The following is a 23,074-nucleotide window of genomic DNA, read 5'->3' as shown; positions in this document are numbered from 1 at the left end:
AGCCGGGGCGAGTGAGCGGGCACAGGGCTGAGGCGAGTGAGCCGACATACGGCTGAGGGGCGACGCGTTCTCGCGTCGCCCCTCAGCCGTATGTCGTGTGTTCCGCTTGCTGCCGCCGATCGGCTCAGCGGCCCTGGCCACCCTGTTCGTCGCGGCGGCGCTGCCACCGCTCCTCGATCCGGTGCATCATCGACCTGCGCTGACGGGGCCGACGGCGAGCCGTGGCTGCCGTGTCCCCCAGGGTCTGCTGCTCACCCGGTTTGGGCGCCTTGCGCCATCCGGTGACCGCGAGAACCGCACAGCCCAGCATGACGAGAAAACCCACCACGCTGATCCAGATCTGCTGCGCGACCATTCCGGCCATGAGGAGCGCGATACCCACCAGGAAGCCCGCGACTGCTTGGTAGACCCGTCGTCGGGTGTACGTACGCAGCCCGCTTCCCTCAAGCGCTGTAGCGAACTTGGGATCTTCGGCGTACAGCGCTCGCTCCATCTGCTCGAGCATTCGCTGCTCGTGCTCCGAGAGCGGCACGGAGTCCTCCTAGTCGTCGGCCGCGGGGGGCGACCGGTATGCGGCCCTTTCAGGATAGGCAGGGAATCGCCCCCGTGAAACCCGCCCTCTAACCCAATTCGCCAGTCCGGGCCGCCATGGCGGCTCAGGCGCTGAGGCGTAGATTCCCCAACCTCCGATCCGTCATGCCGGATGGTGTCCCCCGATCATACGGGGCGAAGGCCACGATCGGGTGGTGTGTGGCGTACTCCATGTGCGGTTGCGCCGCTGATCAGCCCTGCTTCTCGCCCAGTACGTGCAGCTGGGTGGCGACGGCGTGGAAGGCGGGCAGTTCGGCCGCGGCCGCCTCCAGCTTGAGCAGCGCGTCGAGTGCTCCGGGCTCGGTGTCGACCAGGACGCCCGGGACGAGGTCGGCGAAGACCCTGACGCCGTGCACGGCGCCGACCTCGACGCCCGCCTCCGCGACGAGTTCGGCGAGCTGCTCGGCCGTGAAGCGCCTCGGCACCGGGTCACCGGCGCCCCAGCGTCCGGCGGGGTCGGAGAGCGCCTGGCGTGCCTCCGTGAAGTGCCCGGCGAGTGCCCTGGCCAGGACTGCGCCGCCCATTCCGGCGGCCAGCAGGCTGATGGCGCCGGAGGCCCGGAGCGCGTCCACCGCGTTGCGTACGCCCTCGGCCGGGTCGTCCACGTACTCCAGGACTCCGTGGCACAGCACCACGTCGTAGCCGCCGCGCTCGACGACGTCGAACAGGCCGTGGATATCGCCCTGGACGCCGCGGACCCGGTCGGCCACACCGGCCTCGGCCGCGCGGCGCTCCAGTGCGAAGAGCGCGTTGGGGCTGGGGTCGACCACGGTGACGCGGTGCCCGAGCTGGGCCACGGGCACCGCGAAGTAGCCACTGCCGCCGCCGGTGTCGAGGACGTCCAGGGCATCCGTGCCCCTCGCCTTGGCCCGGCGGTCGAGGGCGTCCTTGAGGACGTCCCAGACCACGGCGGTACGGAGGGAGGCGCGGGGGCGCATCGGGTCCGACACGGCAGTTGACTCCTCGGGCGGTTGTACTCGGGCGGTTCCACGGTGAAGACGCAGACCACCCTATTGCCTTCACCGACCGCCCCCGGCCTCTGCCGGCCCGTTGTCTCACCCTGCGGCGTCCCCCGTCCCCGGCTGCTCGATCCGAGGCTGGGGCAGCACGGGCTGGAGCACGAGCATCCGCTCGACCAGGCGCAGAAACATCGCCGCGTCACGGAGCAGGTCGTCGGCGTCGCGGGCGCTGGCCGCGCCCTGTATCCCCGCCTCCGCTCGCGCCCTGCGCCGGGCGCCCGAGGCGAACAGGGCGCTCCACTCGGTCAGTTCAGGCGCTATCTCGGGCAGGACTTCCCAGGCGCTTCGGATCCGCTGCCGCCGGCGGGTGCTGGTCTCGGGCCGGCCGCGGGCGGCGAGGACCGCGGCCGCGGTGCGCAGGGCGGCCAGATGGGCCGTGGCGTACCGCTCGTTCGGCGTTGGGAGAGTGGTGGCCTCGTCCAGTCCCGTACGGGCCTGGGCGAGCAGGTCGAGGGCGGCGGGCGGTGCCGATGCCCGCCGCAGGACGGGATGCACGTCGTTCGCCGGTCCGGTCAGTGAGGGGGCAGGGCCGGTGGCGCGGCGCCGGTGTGCGGCTGCTGCGTAGGAGCTGGCCATGACGAGCCTCCTGTCGTCGTGTGACGGCACTGTGGCCGTATGTGTCCATCGTGAGGGGGACCACTGACAATCGGCTCTGACCTGCTTGTTCTCTTGGGAGACGGGGGGCGGGGCTGAAGGCTAAGGTGAAATCAGGAGTTCTGCGGCCAGCCCCCGGAGCAACCATGCGCGGACATCGCGCCGTCCCGCCCGACGATGGACAGCAACTGCTGATCACCCTCGGCCGGCTCGTCGACCAGGCCCTGGCGCAGATCAAGCTGCAGCAGGCCCGGGTGGAGCTGGCCGTTGCGCTGCAGCGCCATATGCTCCCGCCCGCGCTTCCGGTCCTTCCCGGCCTGCGCATCGCCGCCCGGTACGCGCCCTCGCGGGACGGTCTCGACGTGGGCGGCGACTGGTACGACGCCTTCGTGATGATGGACGGGTCACTAGGCCTCGCGATCGGAGATGTGCAGGGCCACGACGTCGAAGCCATCGCGTTCATGGGGCAGGTCCGCACCAGCCTGCGTGCCATCGCGGAGACGACGAGCGATCCGCGCGAGGTGCTCGGCCGCGCCAACAACCTGCTGATCTCCATGGGCTGCGGCTTGTTCGCGACCTGCTGCTTCCTTCGTTTCGACCCGGTCTGCCGCGACCTGACGGTGTCCAGGGCGGGCCATGTCCCGATGATCTGGGCCACGGAGAGCGGCCGCTCGGGCATCGCCCTCGACCGGGGAGGCCCGCCTCTGGGTGTCCTGCAGGGCGAGCTCTATCCGGTGACCCACCGACGGCTCACCGAGCCGGGAGTCCTCGTCCTGCTCACCGACGGGGTCGTCGAAGGACCGACCTATCCGATGGAGTCCGGACTGGCCGAGGTGGCCCGGCTGGTCAAGGTGGGCTTCGACGCCGACCCCGATGTGCTGGCCGCCTCCGTCATCAAGGTGGCCGACCAGACCGGTCACAGCGACGACGCCGCCGTGCTCGTCGTCCGCTACGACGGCCCGCCGGGGCCCGGGTGACCGGTCTGTCCCGTCTGACTCGCCACAGCCCCTGGCGGAGCGCAGACTGCTGTGGTGCGCACTGCGGAGATCGGCCGCTATGGACCTCCTGCGCTGCGGATCCTCGCTGTCGCCGCCGTCTACTACGGGTCCGCCCGGCTCGGGCTTCTGCAGCAGCTGGTACGCGGTCAGGTCACGCCACTGTGGCCGCCGACCGGCGTGGCCCTCGCCGGACTGCTCCTCCTGGGTCCGCGGATCTGGCCGGGCATCGCGCTCGGTGCCTTCCTGGTCAATGTGACCATCGGCCCCACCCCGCTCGCGGTCCTGGGCATCGTCGCCGGCAACACGCTGGCCCCCCTCGGCGCGTACGCGATGCTGCGGCGGGCGGACTTCCGCACCGAGCTGGACCGGCTGCGTGACGGGCTGGCGCTGATCTTCCTGGGCGCCCTGGCCGGGATGCTGATCAGCTCGACAGTGGGCAGCGGGGTGCTGGTGCTCTCCGGGGCGCTGGATGCGGGCGACTTCTGGCCGACGTGGTCGGTGTGGTGGACCGGTGACGCGATGGGGGTGCTTGCCGTCACTCCGTTCCTGCTAGCCCTGCGCCGGGCCCGGTGGCCGGGCGACGCCGGGATCGGCCGCTGGATCGAGGCGGCGGCCCTGGTCCTTGGCACGCTCTGCGTGACGATTCTGGCGACGGGTACGAACAGTTCGTCCCTGCTCTTTCTCGTCTTCCCGTTCCTGATCTGGGCGGCGTTCCGCTTCCAGCTGACCGGTGCGGCGCCGTGCGCGCTGATGGTGATGACGCTGGCGATCCTCGCCGCGGCCCGCGAGTCCGGCCCGTTCGCCCATCACGACCTGCTCGAGAACATGGTCACGCTGCAGGCCTTCAACGGCGCAACGGCACTGACCGCCCTGCTCCTCGCGGCGGTCATCACCGAGCGGAACAAGACCCATGAGGAGATCAAGCGGCTCTGCGTACAGCTCACCGAGATGGTGGCTCATATGGATCCCCGTGAGGGGCCGCAGACCGGTCGGTGACCCACCTGGTTTTGCTTCGGTCGGGGATCGGAGGTAGTTTTTGAACTGACTAGTCAGTTCAAAAATGGGGGAGGGTACGTGGACAGCCCGCACGGGGCGGCCGTCACCGCCGAGGACTTCGGGCTCAAGGGCCCGCGCGGCTGGGCATTCCGCTCGGTGAACATCGACGCGGAACCCGGCTCGCTGATCGCGATCGAGGGCCCGTCCGGCTCGGGCCGCACCTGCCTGCTGCTCGCGCTCACCGGACGGATGCGCCCCGCCGAGGGCCATGCCCAGGTCGCCGGCCTGGCGCTGCCGCGCAAGATGGCTGCCGTACGCCGCATCAGCGCGCTCGGCCACGTGCCGGGGGTCAGTGAGCTCGATCCGGCGCTCACCGTCGCCGAGCATCTGCGCGAACGGGCCTTGCTGCAGCGCCGTTTCGACGTCTCGCTGCGCGCCCTGCTGCGACCGCGGGCCGAGCGTCTGGCCGCGGCCCGCAGCCGTGTCGACGAGGCGCTGGAGGCGGCCGGGCTCGACCTGGCAACGCTCCCGAAGCAGGAGCGCACCGCCGTACGCGATCTGGAGCGGCTGGAGGCACTGCGCCTGTCCGTCGCCCTCGCGCTGATCGGCCGGCCGCGGCTGCTCGCCGTGGACGACACCGACCTCAAGCTCTCCGACACCGACCGGGCCGAAGCCTGGAAGCTGCTGCGCTCCGTCGCCGGCTCGGGCACGACGGTCCTCGCCGTGTGCAGCCAGGCGCCCGAGGACACGACCATCATCCGTACGAACGAGGAGGGGGCGGCCGATGCGCTCGCCGAAACTGGCCGCGCTTGAGCTGAAGCGGTTCGGCAGGGGGAAGCTGCCGCGCGCCGCGCTCGTCGCGGTCCTGCTGCTGCCGTTGCTGTACGGCGCGCTGTACCTGTGGTCCTTCTGGGATCCGTACGGACAGCTCGACAAGATCCCCGTCGCGCTCGTCAACGACGACAGGGGTGCCACCGCCTCCGGCAAGAAGATCGCCGCGGGCGACGAGATCACCAAGGGACTGCGCGCGAGCAAGGTCTTCGAGTGGCACGAGGTGAGCGAGGCCGAGGCCCGCAAGGGCGTCGAGGACGGCGCGTACTACCTCTCGCTGACCATGCCCGAGGACTTCAGCGCGCGCATCGCCTCCAGCTCCGGCGACTCCCCCGAGACCGGTGCCCTTCAGGTCCGTACGAACGACGCCAACAACTACATCGTCGGACAGATCTCACGGACGGTCTTCTCCGAGGTCCGCACCGCCGCCTCCGTCAACGCCTCCCGCACCTTCCTCGACCGGATCTTCATCTCCTTCTCCGGCATCCACGACGCCACCGAGAAGGCGGCGAAGGGCGCCGACCAGCTCAAGGGCGGGATCGGCAAAGCGAAGAAGGGCTCCAAGGATCTCGCTGACGGGCTGAAGGACGCCAAGAACGGCAGCGGCAGGCTGGCCGGCGGCCTGGCCAAGCTGAACAAGGGCGCGAGCGATCTCGAGACCGGCTCCCAGCAGGTCTCCGACGGCACCCAGGCGCTCGCCGACAAGGTCAACGGGGTGGCCGCCGACGTGCGCCCGTACCTCAAGGACAACGGCAAGGCGATCGGGGACGCGGCCCGCCTGGTCGCCGACTCCTCCCAGGCGATACGCCACAACCTCGACATCCTCGTGAGGACGGCCCCCGGCGCCGCGGCCCTGGCCCACAAGTCGGCCGACGAGCTGAACGCCATCTACCAGGCTCACTGCGAGGACGCCCTCCTCCCCGACCCCACCTTCTGCCCCGCCCTCAAGCGGGCCAAGGTCACCGCGGCCGATGTCGCCAAGATCGCCGACGATGTCAACGCGCTGGTGAAGGGCAACAGCGGCGATCTGAAGAAGCTCGACAGCCAACTCGCCGATCTGCAGAAGAAGGCGAACGATCTCGCCAAGCGCTCACCGCGGCTCGACGAGGACCTGGAGTCGGCCGTCGGCAAGATCAACGACCTCAACTCGGGTGCGAAGAAGGTCGCTCAGGGCGCGGACAGGCTGCACACCGGACTGGGCAGCGCCAAGTCCGGCTCCACCGATCTCGACACCGGTGTCGGCAGGCTCAAGACGGGCGCGGGCAAGCTCGACGGCGGCATGTTCAAGCTCGCCGACGGTTCGACCGAGCTGGCCGGCGGGCTCAACGACGGCGTGGGCAAGATCCCCGACTACGGCAAGAACGACCGCGACCGCCGCACCGAGGTGATGGCCGACCCGGTGAAGCTGGCCAGCCAGTCGCTGCACAAGGCGCCCAACTACGGCACCGGCTTCGCCCCGTACTTCATCCCGCTCTCCCTCTGGGTGGGCGCGATGGTCGCGTACATGATCATCCAGCCGCTGAACCGGCGGGCCCTCGCCGCGGGCGCCTCCGCCTGGCGGATCGCGGTGGCCGGCTGGCTGCCCGTGGCCGCGATCGGCCTGGCGCAGGTGGCGGCACTGATGTCCGTACTGCACTGGGGTCTTGGCCTGAAGATGGCGTACGCGGCCGGGACCATCGGCTTCCTCGCCCTCGTCACCTGCTGCTTCGCCGCGATCATCCAGTGGCTGAACGCACGCTTCGGGGCCGCGGGCCGCATCCTCGTCCTGGCGGTGCTCATGCTCCAGCTGACCTCGGCGGGCGGCACCTACCCCGTCCAGACCAGCCCGGGGTTCTTCAACGCCATCCACCCCTTCCTCCCGATGAGTTACGTCGTCGATGCGCTGCGCAGGCTCATCACCGGCGGCGGTCTCGGCCCGGTCTGGCAGGCCTGCGCGGTGCTGATCGCCTTCACCGCTGGTGCGCTGGCGCTGACCGCGGTCTCCGCCCGGCGCAAGCAGGTGTGGACGCTCGACCGGCTGCACCCCGAGCTGAGCCTGTGAGGGCGCGCGGACCTGTGAGAATCGATTCCATGGACGACGCCATGGACGCCAAGGACAGCACCAGCACAAGACGCCGGGCGACCCGGGCAAAACTCTACGAGGCAGCGGTGACGCTCATCGCCGAGCAGGGCTTCTCCGCCACCACGGTGGACGAGATCGCCGAACGCGCCGGGGTCGCCAAGGGCACGGTCTACTACAACTTCAAAAGCAAGACCGAGCTCTTCGAGGAGCTGCTGCGGTACGGCGTCGGCCTGCTCACCGCCTCGCTCCAGTCCGCCGCCGACGAGACCGCGGAACGCGGCGGCACCAAGGTCGAGGCGCTGGACGCGATGATCAGGGCCGGTCTGGTCTTCATAGACCGCTATCCGGCCTTCACCCAGCTGTACGTCGCCGAACTGTGGCGCACCAACCGAGCCTGGCAGTCGACACTTCTCGTCGTACGCCAGCAGGCGGTCGCCGTCGTCGAGACGGTGCTGCGGGAGGCCGTCGAGAACGGCGAGTTGAGCGAAGAGATCGACATTCCGCTGACGGCGGCGGCGCTGGTCGGGATGGTGCTGGTGGCAGCGCTCGACTGGCAGGCGTTCCAGCCCGAGCGGTCGATAGACGATGTGCACTCCGCCCTGTCGCGGCTGCTGCACGGCCGCGTCAGCGGTCGCTGAGGCCCGGCCCGAGCCCGAGCGCAGAGAGACAAAAGCGCCGGTCCGGCGAGGCTCGATCCCCCCGAGCCCCGCCGGACCGGCGGTGTTCCCCCATGTCCCCGTTCTCCCCCGTACTCCCCCGATCCGTCAGGGGAGCCGCGCCGTTCCGCCGCCCCGTGTCGGCGGTGCCGGCGCCGCGCCCCCTCCGTGGTCCCCACTCTTCCGTCTGCGCAGGTGGGACCCATCCGCGCGCGTACTCATCTCACCTACTAGGTACGGATACTCAGCCCTGCGCACTCATCCCCACCCGCGGCGCCCGGCGACTGGTTACGATCGCGTCCGTGTCTGTACTCCCTCTCGTCTTCACCAGCGGCTGGGCCAGCGGGATCAACTCCTATGCGGTGGTCCTCCTGTTGGGCGTCTTCGGCGCGACCGGGCTCACCGACGAGGTGCCCGCATCGCTTCAGCGCACGGATGTCCTGATCGTCGCCGGGGTGCTCTTTCTCTGCGAGGCGGTGGCGGACAAGATCCCGTACGTCGACTCGATATGGGACTCCGTGCACACCGTGGTCCGGCCGGTCGCGGGAGCGGTCGTGGCCGCGCTGCTGGCCGGGGAGAGCGGCTCGCTGCCGGAGCTCGCGGCGGGCGCGGTCGGCGGCTCGACCGCGCTGATGAGCCATCTGGTCAAGGCAGGCAGCCGGATGGCGATCAACACCTCGCCCGAGCCGTTCAGCAATATCGCGGTGAGCACGGCGGAGGATCTGGGCGTCGCCGGGATCATCACCTTCGCGATATTCCATCCGGTGGCGGCAGCGGTCATCGCCGGGACACTGCTCGCGCTCGGCGTGGTCACCGTGGTCTTCCTGGCCTCGCGGATCCGCCGGTTCTGGCGGCGCCGGGCGCAGCGGCGGGTGGAGAGACGGCCGGCGGCGGCAGGGGTCGACAGACCGCCGTGGTGACCGGGCCGCCCGGACCGGCTGTCAGTGGCGGCCGATAGGGTCGCCGACATGGGACGGATTGCGGTGATCGGCGCCGGGATGGGCGCCATGGCGGCTGCTGCCCGGCTGGCCGTGGCAGGCCACCGGGTGACGGTGTACGAGCGCTCTCAGACGTACGGCGGCGCCGTGGGCCGGTACGAGCGCGAGGGCTTCGTCTTCGACACCGGTCCGGGTCTGCTCCATCTGCCCGCCGTCTGGCGGGACTTGTTCATCAAGACCGGCAAAGAGCCGCTGGAGCAGTGCGTGGGGCTGGTCCAGGTGGACCCGTCGAGCCGTCACATCTTCGCGGACGGCGCGGCGGTGTCCCTGCCGAACGCCTCACGGGCCGGGGTCGTCTCCGCGCTGGACGAGGCGCTGGGCTCGGGCGCGGGCGAGCGGTGGGGCGAGTTCCTGGGCCGGGCGCGGGACGCCTGGGAGCGCACGAGGCGGCCGCTCCTGGAGGAGCCTCTGCGCGCCGACTGGCAGGTGCTGGGACGCGACCCCTATCCGGCGCTCCGGCAGCGCAGACTGCTGCGCGCCCGGCAGGCGTCCACGGTCGCGGAGATCGGCGCCTGGGAGCTGGCCGACCCGCGGCTGGCGGCCCTGCTCGACGCCTGCGCGCTCGCGTACGGCCTGGATCCACGCCATGCCCCGGCGAGCGCCGCCCTCCTGCCGTACATGGAGCAGACCTTCGGCAGCTGGTATGTCGAGGGCGGGATGCGTGAGCTGGCCCGAGCCGTGTACGAGCGGTGTGTGGCCCGGAAGGTGGAGTTCGTCTTCGGGTCCGAGGTGACGCGGGTCATGGAGAAGGACGGCCGGGCGGTCGGCGTCGAGCTGGCCGGTGGTGCGTTCGCCGGGGCCGATCATGTGGTGGCCGGGGTCGATACGGCGGGGCTTGTCGGTCCTGAGCTGTGGCGGGACAGGGACATAAGACCCCAAAAGGGAACTTGGGACGGGCCGTTGCCCGGCCGGTTCACGGTGCTGCTCGCCCTGCGCGGGGCGCGCCCCACGTCGGCTGTCCACCGCACGGTGGTGCACTCCCCCGGCGCGGGGGCGGAAGCGGCGGCGGTCTTCGGCGGGCGGACCGAGGCGCGGCCCACCGTCACCGTGCTGCGGCCCGGCGATCCACGGACCACTCCCGACGACGAGCACGAGGCGGTCACCCTCACGGCCACGGTCACCGGACACGGCGGCCCGGTCGACTGGACGGACCCGGCGCTGCGCGAGCGGTACGCCGAGGCGCTGATCGAGGCCGCCCGCGGGGCCCTTCCGGAGATACGGGACCGGGTGCTGTGGCACCGGATCCTCACGCCCGCCGAGACGGGAGCGCTGCACGCGCCCGCGCTGGCGGGCGCCGGTGGGCGGTATCTGCGCCCGGCGAACAGCACCCGGCTGCCGGGCCTGTATCTGGTGGGTGGCCACGCGCACCCCGGCGGCGGACTCGCGCACGCGGGAATGTCGGGAGCGCTTGTCGCCGGTCTGATCGTGGAGGGCGCGGGCTTCCGCGGCTCTCAGTGACGACTCACTCGGACCGAAGGGACGTCAGTAGCGGTACTGCTGTTCGTTGTACCCGGTCCCGGTGTCATAGCCGTACGGCGAGGGCTGCTCCTGCGGCATCGGCGGCACCTGCTCGCCGTCGCGCTGCTGCGGGACCCACACCCCACCGGGCGGCGTCTCGCCGTGCTGCGGCTGCGCGTACGGGTCGGCGTACTGCTGCTGGCCGCCGTAGCTGTCGTAGCTCTCGTAGCCGTTGTACTGCTGGCTGCCGGCATACGGGTCGGAGTACGCGGCGTACTGCTGCTGCCCGGTCCCGTAGTCGTACTGCCCGGCATACGCCTCCTGGCCCGTCGGCTGCTGCTGGTCATAGCCGGAGTAGTAGCTGTCGTACATGCCGCCGTACTGGGCGTAGCTGTGATCCTGCTGCTGCTGTTGTTGTTGCTGCTGCTGCTGCTGGGCCGCGTAGGCCGCTTCGCTATAGACGCCGTACTGCCCGGTGTCCTCCGGGAGCGGCTGCGGCTCGTAGACCGGCTCCGGATCCGGGTCCGCGGCCTCGTACGCGAGGTCGGAGACCTCCAGCGTGGGCTCGCGCGGCGGCGCGTCCGATCTGGGACCGGACTTGCGGCGGCGGCTCTCGCCCGGGCTGCCGCCGAGCGCCCAGCCGGTGGAGAAGCCGCGGCGGAAGGAGAGGGTGACATACATCTGGCCGACCGCGAAGGCTATGGCGCCGACCGCGATCACCACGACGGAGGGCAGCAATACACCGAAGACCACAGTGAGGAATCCGGCGAAGGCGAGCAGCCGCCAGCGCAGCCGCGCCTTGTACTGCAGCAGCACCTCACCGAGCAGCCACAGCGCGACGACACCGAACGCGATATAGAGGACCGTCCAGCCCATGCCCGCCCCTCTCCTTCGGCCGCCGCCCCGGGTCGGGTCGGGTACGACCGATCACGACTGCTCGTGCAGTCCGAGATTCTCGTAGATTTCGAGCGTCGCCGTGGAGTTGTTGAGCGTAATGAAGTGCAGTCCGGGGACTTCCTCGGAGAGCAGCCGTGCACAGAACTCCGTTGCGTACTCGATCCCAATGGAGCGTACAGCGGCCGGATCCTCCTTGACGGTGAGGATCCTCTCTTTCAGGTCCGTCGGGAACGTGGCATTGCTGAGCTGCGCAAACCGCTCCAGCTGCCTGACGCTGGTGACCGGCATGATCTCCGGAATGATCGGCGTGCGGCAGCCCGCGGCCGCGACCCGGTCACGCAGCCGCAGATAGTCCTCGGGCTGGAAGAACATCTGCGTGATCGCGTAGTCGGCCCCGGCGCGGCACTTGTCGACGAAGTGGCGGATGTCGGTGTCCCAGTCCTGCGAGCGCGGATGCATCTCGGGGAAGGCCGCGACGCCGACGCAGAAGTCGCCGGACTCCTTGATCAGCCGGACGAGCTCGGCGGCGTACTGCACGCCCTCGGGGTGCTTGACCCACTCGCCCATCGGGTCGCCGGGCGGGTCGCCCCGGACGGCGAGGATGTTGCGGATCCCCGCGTCGGCGTACTGGCCGATCATGTTGCGCAGCTCGGCGATGGAGTGGTTGACCGCCGTGAGGTGCGCGACCGGCGTCAGCGTGGTGTCGGCGGCGATCTGCTCGGTGGCCTTGACGGTGCCCGCGCGGGTGGATCCGCCGGCGCCATAGGTCACGGATACGAAGTTCGGGGCGACTGCCTCGACCCTGCGCAGCGCGTTCCAGAGGTTCCGCTCGCCCTTCTCGGTCTTGGGTGCCCAGAACTCGAAAGAGTAGGACGTCTTACCGGTCGCGAGCAGGTCGCGCACAGTCCGTGCGCGATCCGTCCTGGTAGAAGCTGTACCGAGGGCCATACTCGCAGGTTATCCAGGGCCTGGGGGTCACCCAACCCGAGTCCACCCATCGGACACCGAAATTTATTGAACGGCCTACTGGCCGTGGGCCCGTATCCGCTTGGTGAGATCTGCGGCAGCGGCTGCCGGATCGTCGGCCTCGGTGATCGCGCGTACGACGACGATCCTGCGGGCGCCCGCGTCGAGCACCTCGTCCAGGTTGCCCGCGTCGATGCCGCCGATCGCGAACCAGGGCCGGTCGGTCCCCAGCGCCGCCGCATAGCGCACGAGGCCGAGTCCGGGGGCGTACCGCCCGGGCTTGGTGGGGGTGGGCCAGCAGGGTCCGGTACAGAAGTAGTCCACGCCGGGCTCGATCGCGGCCGCGTCGACCTCGGACTCGGCATGTGTGGAGCGGCCCATCACGACGTCCTCGCCCAGGATGGCGCGGGCGGCCGGGACGGGGATGTCGCCCTGGCCGAGATGCAGCACGTCGGAGCCGATGGCGTGGGCTACGTCCGCGCGGTCGTTCACCGCGAGCAGCTTGCCGTGCCTGCGGCAGGCGTCGGCGAAGACCTGGAGGTGTTCGAGCTCCTCGGCCGCCTCCATGCCCTTGTCGCGCAGCTGCACGATGTCGACCCCCGAGGAGAGCACGGCGTCGAGAAAGCCGGCGAGGTCGCCCTGCTTCTTCCGGGCGTCCGTGCACAGATAGAGCCGCGCGTCGGTTAGCAGCTCACGAGCCGTGGACATGGGTGTTCCCCCCGTTGGGTCGGCGGTGTGCGGGCGGGGGCCGCTCGGCCTTTGCCCGCACACCGCTTGGTGTTGTCGTTCCGGCGTCCGGGACGCCCTGAACCGGACGCTCAGCACTCCGGAAGGCAGGTCAGACGGCGAGCGCCTGGGCCCGGCGCTTCACCTCCGTGCCGCGATTCTCGCTGAGCGCCTGCGCAGGCGTGCCCGGCAGGCTCGGGTCGGGAGTGAAGAGCCACTCCAGCATCTCTTCGTCGGTGAAGCCGTCGTCCCTCAGGAGAGTCAGGGTCCCGGCGAGACCCTTGACCACCTTGTTGCCGTCGATGAAGGCGGCAGGCACCTGAAGCGCCCGGTTCTCACCACGGCGCACGGCGATCAGCTGGCCTTCCTTGACCAGCTGCCGTACGCGTGTCACCTCGACATCGAGCATTTCCGCGATGTCGGGAAGGTGGAGCCAGGCGGGGACGAGAGCATCGATCTTTGCGTCAATCTCGGTCACAGGACAAGCGTGCCATCCCGGACTGACAGTCGGTACCCGGACCCTGCCCGGACTACGTCCGTGCCGCTGTCTTCAGAGGGACGGACGGATCGGTCGCGAGGTCCGGGTCCAGCCGCGCGCCGGCCAGGATGAGCTTGCGTCCCTGCGCCAGATCGCGGGCCCTGCCGACGGCGAGGAGTGCGACCAGGGCGCCCTCGCGCAGCCACAGCACGGTCCAGGCGGCGTCCGCCGGATCGCCGCGCCACACCATCGTGTCGGCGGTGGCGTGGTGGCCCGCGTACTGCACGAAACGGCCGAACTGTTCGGACCAGAAGTACGGCACCGGGTCGTAGATCTGCTCCGGCTCCCGGCGAGCGCTCGCGATGACGTTGGCGGCCACCGTGCGCGGCCCCTGCAGGGCGTTGTCCCAGTGGTGCACGAGCAGCCGTTCGCCGTAGCGGCCGGACGGGAAGGAGGCACAGTCGCCGACCGCGTACACATCGGGCAGCGAGGTGCGCAGATGCTCGTCCGCGGTGATTGCGCCGTCCGGGCCGAGCGCGATGCCGGAGCCCGCGAGCCAGCCGGTGGCGGGGCGCGCGCCGATGCCGACGACCACGGCTCCGGCCGCGAGCTCACGGCCGTCCGCGAGGATCACCGTTCCGGGCTCGATGCCGGCCACGCGCGCGTGGGTGATGAGTTCGACGCCGTACTGCGCGTACCAGTCGGTCATCGGGGCGGCGACCTCTGCGGGCAGGGCGCCCGCGAGCGGCCGGTCGGCCGCCTCGACGACGGTGACGGTGCAGCCGGCCTCGCGGGCGGCCGTGGCGAATTCCGCGCCGATCCAGCCCGCGCCGACGACCACTATGTCGTTCTGCTCGGCAAGGACGGGGCGCAGCCGTGCGGCATCGTCGAGGGTGCGCAGCAGATGAACCCCGGCAACGCCCTCGGCGCCCGGCAGCGTGATCGGCTCCGCGCCGCTGGCGATGACCAGGACGTCGTACGGGGCGGCTCCCGCCTCGGTGTCCAGTTCATGATCGTCCGGGCGTACGCCGTGCACCTCGCAGCCCAGCCGCAGCTCGATGCCGAGTGCCTCGAAGTCGACCTCGAAGGCCGAGCCCTCGGCCTTGCCGAGCAGGATCGCCTTGGAGAGGGGCGGCCTGTCGTACGGCTGGTGGGGCTCGGCGCCGATCAGGATGACGGGTCCGGTGAAGCCCTGTTCGCGCAGGGCCACGGCGGTCTGGACCCCGGCCATTCCCGCGCCGACGACGACCACGCGCCGCGCTGCCTGTGCTGTCTGCTGCTGCTCGCTCACCCTGCAACCTTACGCATCTGACTGTCCGTCAGGAAGCGTGTTCGGCGACGCCCGCGCCGCCGCACGCCGGCGACCGTCACAGCGCCTGCTCCCTTACTGCGAGTTGAGGGCTGGGGTTAGGGTGGCCACCGTAAGGCACTCGCGGGAGCCCGGACGCACCGGGCTGAGAGGGAGGCTGGGCGGCCTCCGACCGTACGAACCTGATCCGGGTCATGCCGGCGAAGGGAGGGGCTGGACGCCCATGTCGCGTATTTCCGAAACGCGCACTTCAGACGTCCTCGTCATCGGGGGCGGAATCATCGGTCTGGTCACGGCCTGGCGAGCCGCACAGCGCGGACTGCGGGTTGCGCTCGCCGATCCCGAGCCGGGCGGCGGGGCCGCACAGGTCGCCGCGGGCATGCTGGCCGCCGTCACCGAGCTTCACTACGGAGAGCAGACCCTGCTCGGCCTGAATCTCGAATCGGGGCGCCGCTATCCGGCCTTCGTTGCCGAGCTGGAGGAGGCGAGCGGGCAGTCGGTCGGCTACCGCGCATGCGGCACGCTCGCCGTCGCACTCGACGCCGACGACCGGGCGCATCTGCGTGAACTGCACGCCCTCCAGCACCGGTCCGGCCTGGAGTCTGAATGGCTGAGCGGGCGCGAGTGCCGTCGCCTCGAACCGATGCTCGCGCCCGGCGTACGCGGGGGCCTGCGGGTGGACGGCGACCATCAGGTCGATCCGCGACGGCTGGCAGGGGCGCTCGTGACGGCCTGCGAGCGCGCCGGGGTGATCTTCCACCGGGGCTGGGCCGAACGGCTTTCGGTGGTACGGGACCGGGCGGCCGGAGCCGTACTGACTGAAGGCGAGGAGCTCACCGCGGACCAGGTCGTCCTGGCGGGCGGCAGCCTCAGCGGCCTGCTGGGCGGCGTACCGGCAGAGGTGCTTCCCCCCGTACGGCCGGTAAAGGGCCAGGTCCTGCGGCTGACCGTGCCCAGGACGCACGCCCCCTTCCTGTCCCGGACCGTGCGGGCCGTCGTGCGCGGCAGCGATGTCTATCTGGTGCCGCGCGAGAACGGCGAGCTGGTGATCGGCGCGACGAGCGAGGAACTCGGCTGGGACAGGACGGTCACCGCCGGCGGGGTCTACGAGCTGCTGCGCGACGCGCACGAACTGGTGCCCGGCATCACCGAGCTGCCGCTCACCGAGACCCGCGCAGGGCTGCGGCCCGCCTCCCCCGACAATGCGCCGCTGCTCGGCCCGAGCGCCCTGCCCGGTCTCCATCTGGCCACCGGCCACTACCGCAACGGGGTGCTCCTGACCCCCGTCACCGGCGATGTGCTGGCCGAGCTGCTGGCGACCGGCGTGCTGCCGGACGAGGCGCGTGCCTTCACGCCGCTGCGTTTCTCTCCCGTGCGTCTGGAGCAGCCCGCATGAACGTCTCCGTGTCCATCTCCGTCTCCGTCAACGGCGAGGCCCGCGAGCTCGCCGCCGGAACCACCCTGGACACCCTGGTCGGGGCACTCACGGCCGCGCCGTCCGGGGTCGCCGCAGCCGTCAACGAGGCGGTCGTCCCGCGCGGCCAGTGGTCGGGCACGCTGCTCGGCGACGGCGATCGCGTCGAGGTTCTCACCGCCGTGCAGGGAGGCTGAGCAGGGTGGCCGACGACCGTCTGACCATCGGCGACACCTCGTTCAACTCCCGGCTGATCATGGGTACGGGCGGGGCACCCAGCCTCGACAAACTCGAACGCTCCCTCGCCGCGAGCGGCACAGAACTCACCACCGTCGCGATGCGGCGCCTCGATCCGACCGTCCAGGGCTCCGTCCTGTCCGTCCTGGAGAAGCTGAACATCCGGGTCCTGCCCAATACGGCGGGCTGCTTCACCGCGGGCGAGGCCGTCCTGACCGCGCGTCTCGCGCGTGAGGCGCTCGGCACGGACTGGATCAAGCTGGAGGTCGTCGCGGACGAGCGCACGCTGCTGCCGGATCCGATCGAGCTGCTGGAGGCCGCGGAGACCCTGGTCGACGACGGCTTCACGGTGCTGCCGTACACCAACGACGACCCGGTGCTGGCCCGGAAGCTCCAGGATGTGGGCTGCGCGGCGATCATGCCTCTGGGCTCACCGATCGGCTCCGGCCTGGGCATCCGCAACCCGCACAACTTCCAGCTGATCGTCGAGCACGCGCGCGTGCCGGTGATTCTGGACGCCGGGGCCGGTACGGCGTCCGACGCCGCGCTCGCGATGGAACTGGGCTGCGCGGCGGTGATGCTGGCATCGGCGGTCACCCGGGCGCAGGAGCCGGTGCTGATGGCGGAGGCGATGCGGCACGCGGTGGAGGCGGGGCGGCTGGCGCGGCGGGCGGGGCGGATTCCGCGGCGGCACTTCGCGGAGGCGTCGTCGCCGGTCGAGGGCCGGGCGGCCCTGGACCCGGAACGCCCGGCGTTCTGACCGCTGCGCGGGCTTGTTCCCCACCCCGCCCCTTCCCGAACTGGGGCTCCGCCCCAGACCCCGCTCCTCAAACGCCGGCGGGGCTGAAATTCAGCCCGTCCGGCGTTTGAGGACACGCGCGAAGCGCGTACCGGGGGTCTGGGGGCCTGCCCCCAGTTCGGGAAGGGGCGGGTAGGGGAAAGCCCGCCGCAGGCGCACGGGGTTCGGGGGCAGCCGCCCCGAAGAACGAGCCCCGCGTCACAGCTCGGCTGCAGTACCGCTCCGGTCCCACCCCACCGCATCCGCCCCGTCAGCCATGACTCGTAGAATCTCCCGCGTGGATACGACCCTCAAGGACCCCCTCGTCGGGCAGGTGCTCGACGGCCGCTACCGCGTCGACGCGCGCATCGCAGTCGGCGGTATGGCCACGGTCTACCGGGCCGTCGACACCCGGCTCGACCGGGTGCTCGCGCTCAAGGTGATGCACCCCGCCCTCGCCACCGACGCCTCCTTCGTGGAGCGCTTCATCCGCGAGGCCAAGTCCGTGGCGCGCCTCGCCCACCCCAATGTGGTCGCGGTCTTCGACCAGGGCGCCGAGGGTGCGTACGTCTACCTAGCCATGGAGTACGTCGCCGGCTGCACACTCCGCGACGTACTGCGCGAGCGCGGGGCGCTCCAGCCGCGGGCGGCGCTCGACATCCTGGAGCCCGTGCTGGCGGCGCTCGGCGCGGCCCACCGGGCCGGCTTCGTCCACCGGGACATGAAGCCGGAGAACGTGCTGATAGGGGACGACGGCCGGGTCAAGGTCGCCGACTTCGGTCTCGTGCGCGCGGTCGGCTCGGTCACCAACACCACCGGCACGGTGCTGGGCACGGTCTCGTATCTCGCTCCCGAGCAGATCGAGTACGGCACGTCCGACACCCGGGCCGACGTGTACGCGTGCGGGGTCGTCCTCTACGAGATGCTGACCGGCTCCAAGCCGCACTCCGGTGACACTCCCGCCCAGGTCCTGTTCCAGCACATGAACGAGGACATGCCGTCGCCCTCCGCCCTGGTGCCGGGGCTCGCCGTCGAGCTCGACGAGCTCGTTGCGAGCGCCACCGCACGCAATCCGGAGGTGCGCCCTTACGACGCTGTCGCGCTGCTGGCACAGGCGCGCGCGGCCAGGGCACCGCTCAGCGACGAGCAGCTGGACCTGGTGCCGCCGCAGGCACTGGCAGCCGATGCGGCCGAGCCCGCCGCCGCAGAGCCCTCGCCCGCCTCGGAGGACGCCACCAGCGTGATCCCCCGCGTACTCCCCCGCGTGGAGCCCGGGGTCAACCACACCGCCCGGCTGACGATGCCGCCTCCGGAGCCGCCGGAGCCGCCCCGGCCGACGGGAGGCGGCGCCGTACCCCGGCGCGGCCTGCTCGCCGCCCTGGTCGCGGTGCTGCTCGTGCTCGGCGTGGGCGCGGGCGTCTGGTACATCAATTCCGGGCAGTTCACCCGGGTCCCGGCCCTGATCGGCAAGACCGAGAAGGACGCCAGGCAGGAGCTGAAGAGCGCCGGACTCGATGTGAAGTCGGTCCGGTACGACTTCAGCGAAACGGTCCAGCGCGGCACGGTCATCAAGACCGACCCCGGGACGAACGAGCGCATCCGCGGCAATGGCTCGGTGACCGTCTTCGTCTCGCGCGGCCCCGAGATCGTCCGGGTCCCCGACGTCAAGGGCAAGCCGCTCGCCCAGGCCGAGAGCGAACTGGAGAAGGCCGGTCTCGCGCCGGGCGTGGTCACCAAGGAGTTCAGCGAGGAGATCGAGCAGGGGGCGGTGATCAGCACGGACCCGGCCTCCGGGACCCGCCGCAGCCCCGATTCCGCGGTTGCCGTCGTCGTCAGCAGGGGCGCGCCGATCGACGTCCCGAATGTGACCGGTGAGTCGGTGGACAACGCCACGAGTCAGCTGACGGGTGCGGGCTTCAAGGTCAAGATCGCCTCCGAGCAGATCAACTCCCCCGAGGAGGCGGGCTCCGTCGCCGAGCAGTCCGCTGCCGAGGGCACCCAGCTGGCCCGCGGCGACACCGTGACGCTGACGGTCTCCAAGGGCCCCCGCATGCTCGACGTTCCCGATGTCGTCGGCCTGAAGGTCGACGAGGCCACGAGCAAGCTGGAGTCGGCGGGCTTCGAGGTCAAGGTCGACAAGAGCTTCCCCTTCCTCGGCGACACGGTGGAGAGCCAGTCCGTCGCGGCGGACCAGCAGGCGCCCGAGGGCAGCACGATCACCATCAAGACCAAGGGACTGTAGTTCTCATGCGCAACCCCGTCGGCAGCCATGTCCCCGTGGCCGGCGGCCTCGCCACCACCGGTCTCGCGTACGCCCGTGAGCTGGCGGCGGAGACCGTCCAGGTCTTCGTCGCCAATCCGCGCGGCTGGGCGACGCCCGCCGGAAATCCGGCGCAGGACGAGCTGTTCCGCGCCCAGTGCGCCGCCGAGGGGATCTCGGCGTACGTCCATGCCCCGTATCTGATCAACTTCGGCTCGCACACCGAGGCGACCGCGGACAAGTCGGTGGAGTCGCTGCGGCACTCGCTGCGCCGGGGGCGCGAGATCGGCGCGAAGGGTGTGGTCGTGCACACCGGCTCGGCGACCGGCGGCCGGGCCCGTGAGGTGGCGCTGGCGCAGGTACGGGAGCGGATGCTGCCGCTGCTCGACGAACTGACCCACGACGACGACCCGTTCCTGCTGCTGGAGTCGACGGCGGGCCAGGGCTTCTCGCTCTGCTCGCGCACCTGGGACTTCGGCCCGTACTTCGAGGCGCTCGACGAGCATCCCAGGCTGGGCGTCTGCCTGGACACCTGCCACATCTTCGCGGCAGGACACGACCTGGCGGGCCCGGACGGGATGACCAAGACGCTGGATCTGCTGGTGGGGACGGTCGGCGAGGGGCGGCTCAAGCTGATTCACGCCAATGACTCCAAGGATGTGGCGGGCGCCCACAAGGACCGTCACGAGAACATCGGCGCAGGTCATATAGGCGAGGAGCCGTTCCGGGAGCTGATGCGGCATCCGGCGACCGAGGGCGTACCGCTGATCATCGAGACTCCCGGCGGCAAGGAGGGGCACTCGGCGGATGTGGCGCGGCTGAAGAAACTCCGCTGAGAGAGCTTGATTGAGGAATACCCCGGGGGGGTATACGGTTTCTGCTGTCGGCAGGAACCGCTACCTGACGTTGGGGGCTTCGCATGCAGCACGACACCCACACCGAACACGCGAGTCACGGCACCGTCAGCTGGTCGACGGCCGCCCAGGCGACGCTGCACTGCCTCACCGGCTGTGCCATCGGCGAGGTGCTCGGCATGGTCATCGGCACGTCGCTGGGCTGGGGAAACGTGCCGACGATGGTCCTCGCGATCGCCCTGGCCTTCGTTTTCGGCTACTCATTCACCCTGCGTGGCGTCCTCAAGGCCGGAGTCGACTTCAGGACCGCTTTCCGGGTCGCCCTCGCCGCCGACACCCTCTCCATCGCCGTGATGGAGCTGATCGACAACGGCGTGATCGTCCTCTGGCCGAACGCCATGGACGCGGAGCTCTCGGACCTGCTGTTCTGGGTCGCTCTCGGCGCCTCGCTCGTCATCGCCTTCGTGGTGACCACACCCGTGAACAGGTGGATGATCGGCCGCGGCAAGGGCCACGCGGTGGTCCACCAGTACCACCACTGAAGCGCACAGCCGCGACGCGCCCTCAGGACGATGCGGACGTCCCCGCGTGAATGGCGGCCACTCGCTCCACCCGGGGCCGCCAGTGCTCCAGGCCCGCCACCCGCAGGCCCACGACCTTCCCCGCGTCGTCGGCGCGGCGCAGCGCGAGGGCCGCGGTGATGTCGGGATGCGCCTCGAACGCGGCCTGCTCCTCGGGCGTCATCGGCCCGCCCTGGAGCGTGAGCGTGCGCGCGCTCTCCGGGGACAGTCCTGCCGCGTGCTCCTGATCGGCGGCCGCCAGATACCGCTTGGCGGGGATGTGGAACGCGACCAGCCGAGCGACTCTCGCTCCCAGCAGGCCACGGACCGCCGCGGCGGCGTGCTCGCCGTGCTCCGCCTCGTCGCCGGGCACCAGGTAGTGTCCGATGTCGTGCACAAGGCCTGCGACCTGCAGTTCCTCGTCGTGCGGGTGACGATCCGCCAGGACGGCGGCGGCCTGCAGACCGTGGTCGAGGATGTCCACCGGGTCGCCCGAACGGTCCGGGGTGTCCCAGACGTCCTCACAATCGGCCAGCATGGCCACCAGCCCGTCCACGGACAGCGCTCGGTCCCGGTTCATCGTCACTTCCTCGTCATGACACATGCGACTGCTTCTCACCGGGACCGGAATCTGCCGCACACGCCTGTCCACGGTGTGAACGCCAGGCATCCACGCGGTGGCCCTAGATCTCGGGGCCGTCCCCGGGCTCCTCCTGGTAGGAGTAGCGCTGCTCGCGCCACGGGTCGCCGAGATTGTGATAGCCGCGCTCCTCCCAGAAGCCACGGCGGTCGGCCGTCATGTACTCCACGCCCCGGACCCATTTGGGCCCCTTCCAGGCGTACAGATGCGGCACCACAAGACGCAGCGGAAAGCCGTGCTCCGCGGTGAGCAGCTCACCGTCCTTGTGCGTCGCGAAGATCGTGCGGTCCGCGACGAAGTCGGAGAGGCGCAAATTGGCGCTGAATCCGTACTCGGCCCAGACCATGACATGGGTGACGTTCGCCGCCGGCGGGGCGAGCTCCACGATCGTACGGGCGGGCACACCACCCCATTCGGCCCCCAGCATGCTGAACTTCGTCACGCAGTGCAGGTCGGCGACGACCGTGGAGAAGGGCAGCGCAGAGAACTCCTCATGCGTCCAGCAGCGTTTGTCGCCGTCCGCCGTGGCGCCGAAAACCCTGAACTCCCAGCGGTCCGGCTTGAATTTGGGTACGGGCCCGTAGTGAGTCACCGGCCAGCCACGCTGCAGTCGCTGCCCCGGCGGAAGCTCGGACTCCTCTGATGCGCGGTATTCCCGGCTCTCCGGCTGACCCATGCCTTCAATGGTGACAGACCTGGAGGGGTGGTCATGACCAGGTCTGGCCGGATTCGGGCAACTCCTACTAAGCATGTACTTACTGGACTGCCCCGTGCCTCGGTGCGAGGATGCGCGCACCTGCCCCAGTCACACGCGCGGAAGGAGCCTCTGCGATGCAGGGCGACCCCGAGGTCATCGAGTTCCTCAATGAGCAGCTGACTGCCGAGCTGACCGCGATCAACCAGTATTTCCTGCACGCGAAAATGCAGGAGAACTTCGGCTGGACGAAGCTCGCGAAGTACACCCGGGCCGAGTCCTTCGACGAGATGAAGCACGCGGAGGTACTGACCGACCGCATCCTCTTCCTCGACGGCCTGCCGAACTACCAGCGGCTCTTCCATGTGCGCGTCGGTCAGACGGTGACCGAGATGTTCCAGGCCGACCGACAGGTCGAGGTGGAGGCGATCGACCGCCTCAAGCGCGGCATCGAGGTGATGCGGGCCAAGGGCGACATCACGTCCGCGAACATCTTCGAGTCGATCCTGGAGGACGAGGAGCACCACATCGACTACCTCGACACGCAGCTGGAGCTGGTGGAGAAGCTCGGTGAGGCGCTGTACATCGCGCAGCTGATCGAGCAGCCGGAGAGCTAGGCCGGGCAGTCAGGAGTGAGCCGAGCCGGAGCTACGCGGCTTCGCTGAGCTCGGGCCGAGGGGCCGGCTGGGTGTCGGCGGCCAGTACGGTCGCGCCATTGCCCTGCTCGAGCAGTTCCCGGCGGGGGCAGGCTGCACGGCCCAGGATCCCCTGAATACGGCGCACGCACGATCCGCAGTCGGTACCGGCCTTGGAGACCGACGCGATCTGGCGGGGAGTGCAGGCACCGGCATCCGCGTGTTCCTTCACCTGCTTCTCGGTGATGCCGAAGCATGAGCAGACGTACACGCGGTTCACCTCCCGGGCGGGATCTATGGGTGGCGCCTTTCCCGATGATCGGTGAGGCTAACCTAACCTTACCCGGCCGGGCGGGTCCGCAAAAGCCCCGGATATGCCGATGGGGCGCGGATCACATCGATCCGCGCCCCACCGTCGTTGAT

At 70.4% G+C, this 23,074-nt stretch carries 25 protein-coding genes and 1 riboswitch; of the genes, 14 read left to right on the top strand and 11 right to left on the bottom strand.

All coding sequences use genetic code 11. The annotated features are described in order from the left end of the window. Nucleotides 1-124 precede the first annotated feature (124 nt). The 3 genes from OHA61_RS29245 to OHA61_RS29235 form a co-directional block, all read right to left on the bottom strand. Nucleotides 125-532 carry a DUF3040 domain-containing protein gene (locus tag OHA61_RS29245; protein ID WP_266477362.1) on the bottom strand — a complete coding sequence of 136 codons (408 nt, stop codon included), beginning with the start codon at nt 530-532 and terminating at the stop codon, nt 125-127. 250 nt (nt 533-782) lie between these two features. Beyond that, on the bottom strand, nt 783-1,541 hold the full coding sequence (locus tag OHA61_RS29240; RefSeq protein WP_361912985.1) for a methyltransferase: 759 nt from the start codon (nt 1,539-1,541) through the stop codon (nt 783-785). A gap of 105 nt (nt 1,542-1,646) precedes the next feature. Continuing rightward, nucleotides 1,647-2,186 (bottom strand): SAV_6107 family HEPN domain-containing protein, encoded by a 540-nt coding sequence (locus OHA61_RS29235; protein ID WP_324977357.1) that lies wholly within the window; start codon nt 2,184-2,186, stop codon nt 1,647-1,649. A 164-nt stretch (nt 2,187-2,350) separates the two neighbouring features. On the opposite strand from OHA61_RS29235, the gene OHA61_RS29230 reads away from it, so the two are divergent. The 7 genes from OHA61_RS29230 to OHA61_RS29200 all read left to right on the top strand — a co-directional run bounded on the left by OHA61_RS29230 (nt 2,351) and on the right by OHA61_RS29200 (nt 10,203). Next, nucleotides 2,351-3,181: a PP2C family protein-serine/threonine phosphatase gene (locus tag OHA61_RS29230; protein ID WP_406305541.1), complete on the top strand. Its 831-nt coding sequence runs from the start codon at nt 2,351-2,353 to the stop codon at nt 3,179-3,181. Between the two features lie 54 nt (nt 3,182-3,235). Beyond that, entirely contained in the window at nt 3,236-4,198 is a 963-nt protein-coding gene (locus OHA61_RS29225) for an MASE1 domain-containing protein (protein ID WP_406305540.1), read from the top strand. 78 nt (nt 4,199-4,276) lie between these two features. Beyond that, nucleotides 4,277-5,011: an ATP-binding cassette domain-containing protein gene (locus OHA61_RS29220; RefSeq protein WP_406305539.1), complete on the top strand. Its 735-nt coding sequence runs from the start codon at nt 4,277-4,279 to the stop codon at nt 5,009-5,011. Continuing rightward, nucleotides 4,983-7,070 carry a YhgE/Pip family protein gene (locus OHA61_RS29215; RefSeq protein ID WP_406305538.1) on the top strand — a complete coding sequence of 696 codons (2,088 nt, stop codon included), beginning with the start codon at nt 4,983-4,985 and terminating at the stop codon, nt 7,068-7,070. Before OHA61_RS29220 ends, OHA61_RS29215 begins: the two co-directional genes overlap by 29 nt. A gap of 29 nt (nt 7,071-7,099) precedes the next feature. After that, on the top strand, nt 7,100-7,729 hold the full coding sequence (locus OHA61_RS29210; RefSeq protein WP_266477352.1) for a TetR/AcrR family transcriptional regulator: 630 nt from the start codon (nt 7,100-7,102) through the stop codon (nt 7,727-7,729). A 320-nt stretch (nt 7,730-8,049) separates the two neighbouring features. Next, nucleotides 8,050-8,667 carry a DUF4126 domain-containing protein gene (locus tag OHA61_RS29205; RefSeq protein ID WP_324991008.1) on the top strand — a complete coding sequence of 206 codons (618 nt, stop codon included), beginning with the start codon at nt 8,050-8,052 and terminating at the stop codon, nt 8,665-8,667. A 48-nt stretch (nt 8,668-8,715) separates the two neighbouring features. Then, nucleotides 8,716-10,203: a phytoene desaturase family protein gene (locus OHA61_RS29200; protein WP_406305537.1), complete on the top strand. Its 1,488-nt coding sequence runs from the start codon at nt 8,716-8,718 to the stop codon at nt 10,201-10,203. 24 nt (nt 10,204-10,227) lie between these two features. Here the strand turns inward: OHA61_RS29200 and OHA61_RS29195 are convergent, their stop codons facing one another. From OHA61_RS29195 to OHA61_RS29175, 5 genes are all read right to left on the bottom strand, one after another. After that, nucleotides 10,228-11,079, bottom strand: coding sequence for a hypothetical protein (locus OHA61_RS29195; RefSeq protein ID WP_406305536.1), 852 nt, complete (start codon nt 11,077-11,079; stop codon nt 10,228-10,230). A 51-nt stretch (nt 11,080-11,130) separates the two neighbouring features. Beyond that, complete coding sequence (gene metF / locus OHA61_RS29190; RefSeq protein ID WP_406305535.1) at nt 11,131-12,048, bottom strand: methylenetetrahydrofolate reductase [NAD(P)H]; 918 nt, start codon at nt 12,046-12,048, stop codon at nt 11,131-11,133. A 75-nt stretch (nt 12,049-12,123) separates the two neighbouring features. Then, on the bottom strand, nt 12,124-12,774 hold the full coding sequence (gene thiE, locus OHA61_RS29185; protein WP_406305534.1) for a thiamine phosphate synthase: 651 nt from the start codon (nt 12,772-12,774) through the stop codon (nt 12,124-12,126). 130 nt (nt 12,775-12,904) lie between these two features. Next, nucleotides 12,905-13,270 (bottom strand): Rv2175c family DNA-binding protein, encoded by a 366-nt coding sequence (locus tag OHA61_RS29180; protein WP_266477341.1) that lies wholly within the window; start codon nt 13,268-13,270, stop codon nt 12,905-12,907. A 52-nt stretch (nt 13,271-13,322) separates the two neighbouring features. After that, on the bottom strand, nt 13,323-14,561 hold the full coding sequence (locus tag OHA61_RS29175; protein ID WP_406305533.1) for an NAD(P)/FAD-dependent oxidoreductase: 1,239 nt from the start codon (nt 14,559-14,561) through the stop codon (nt 13,323-13,325). 131 nt (nt 14,562-14,692) lie between these two features. Continuing rightward, nucleotides 14,693-14,805: riboswitch (TPP riboswitch) on the top strand. On the opposite strand from OHA61_RS29175, the gene thiO reads away from it, so the two are divergent. The 6 genes from thiO (at nt 14,803) to OHA61_RS29145 (ending at nt 20,664) form a co-directional block, all read left to right on the top strand. Then, nucleotides 14,803-15,975 (top strand): glycine oxidase ThiO, encoded by a 1,173-nt coding sequence (thiO, locus tag OHA61_RS29170; RefSeq protein ID WP_406305532.1) that lies wholly within the window; start codon nt 14,803-14,805, stop codon nt 15,973-15,975. Its footprint overlaps the riboswitch before it by 3 nt. Then, the gene (thiS, locus tag OHA61_RS29165) at nt 15,972-16,190 is read left to right on the top strand and encodes a sulfur carrier protein ThiS (RefSeq protein WP_406305531.1); all 219 of its coding nucleotides are present in this window, start codon (nt 15,972-15,974) and stop codon (nt 16,188-16,190) included. The genes thiO and thiS overlap by 4 nt, the downstream gene beginning before the upstream one ends. Before the next feature lie 5 nt (nt 16,191-16,195). Next, the gene (locus OHA61_RS29160; protein ID WP_406305530.1) at nt 16,196-16,990 is read left to right on the top strand and encodes a thiazole synthase; all 795 of its coding nucleotides are present in this window, start codon (nt 16,196-16,198) and stop codon (nt 16,988-16,990) included. Nucleotides 16,991-17,306: 316 nt separating this feature from the next. Further along, nucleotides 17,307-19,250, top strand: coding sequence for a Stk1 family PASTA domain-containing Ser/Thr kinase (gene pknB, locus OHA61_RS29155; protein WP_406305529.1), 1,944 nt, complete (start codon nt 17,307-17,309; stop codon nt 19,248-19,250). A 5-nt stretch (nt 19,251-19,255) separates the two neighbouring features. Then, nucleotides 19,256-20,104 (top strand): deoxyribonuclease IV, encoded by an 849-nt coding sequence (locus OHA61_RS29150; RefSeq protein WP_406305528.1) that lies wholly within the window; start codon nt 19,256-19,258, stop codon nt 20,102-20,104. 83 nt (nt 20,105-20,187) lie between these two features. Further along, entirely contained in the window at nt 20,188-20,664 is a 477-nt protein-coding gene (locus tag OHA61_RS29145) for a DUF4396 domain-containing protein (protein WP_406305527.1), read from the top strand. Between the two features lie 22 nt (nt 20,665-20,686). Here the strand turns inward: OHA61_RS29145 and OHA61_RS29140 are convergent, their stop codons facing one another. Then, entirely contained in the window at nt 20,687-21,262 is a 576-nt protein-coding gene (locus tag OHA61_RS29140) for an HD domain-containing protein (protein ID WP_406305526.1), read from the bottom strand. Between the two features lie 103 nt (nt 21,263-21,365). Beyond that, nucleotides 21,366-21,998: a sulfite oxidase-like oxidoreductase gene (locus OHA61_RS29135; RefSeq protein ID WP_406305525.1), complete on the bottom strand. Its 633-nt coding sequence runs from the start codon at nt 21,996-21,998 to the stop codon at nt 21,366-21,368. 155 nt (nt 21,999-22,153) lie between these two features. Here OHA61_RS29135 and bfr point away from each other — a divergent pair, with 155 nt between their 5' ends. Further along, nucleotides 22,154-22,633 (top strand): bacterioferritin, encoded by a 480-nt coding sequence (gene bfr, locus OHA61_RS29130; protein WP_142216594.1) that lies wholly within the window; start codon nt 22,154-22,156, stop codon nt 22,631-22,633. A 31-nt stretch (nt 22,634-22,664) separates the two neighbouring features. On the opposite strand, the gene OHA61_RS29125 is transcribed toward bfr, so the two are convergent. Further along, nucleotides 22,665-22,922 (bottom strand): (2Fe-2S)-binding protein, encoded by a 258-nt coding sequence (locus tag OHA61_RS29125; protein WP_324990401.1) that lies wholly within the window; start codon nt 22,920-22,922, stop codon nt 22,665-22,667. Nucleotides 22,923-23,074 lie beyond the last annotated feature (152 nt).

Origin of the sequence: Streptomyces sp. NBC_00885 (assembly GCF_045207475.1) — a bacterium.
Lineage (GTDB): Bacteria > Actinomycetota > Actinomycetes > Streptomycetales > Streptomycetaceae > Streptomyces.
This window is presented reverse-complemented; position numbering and strand designations above follow the sequence as displayed.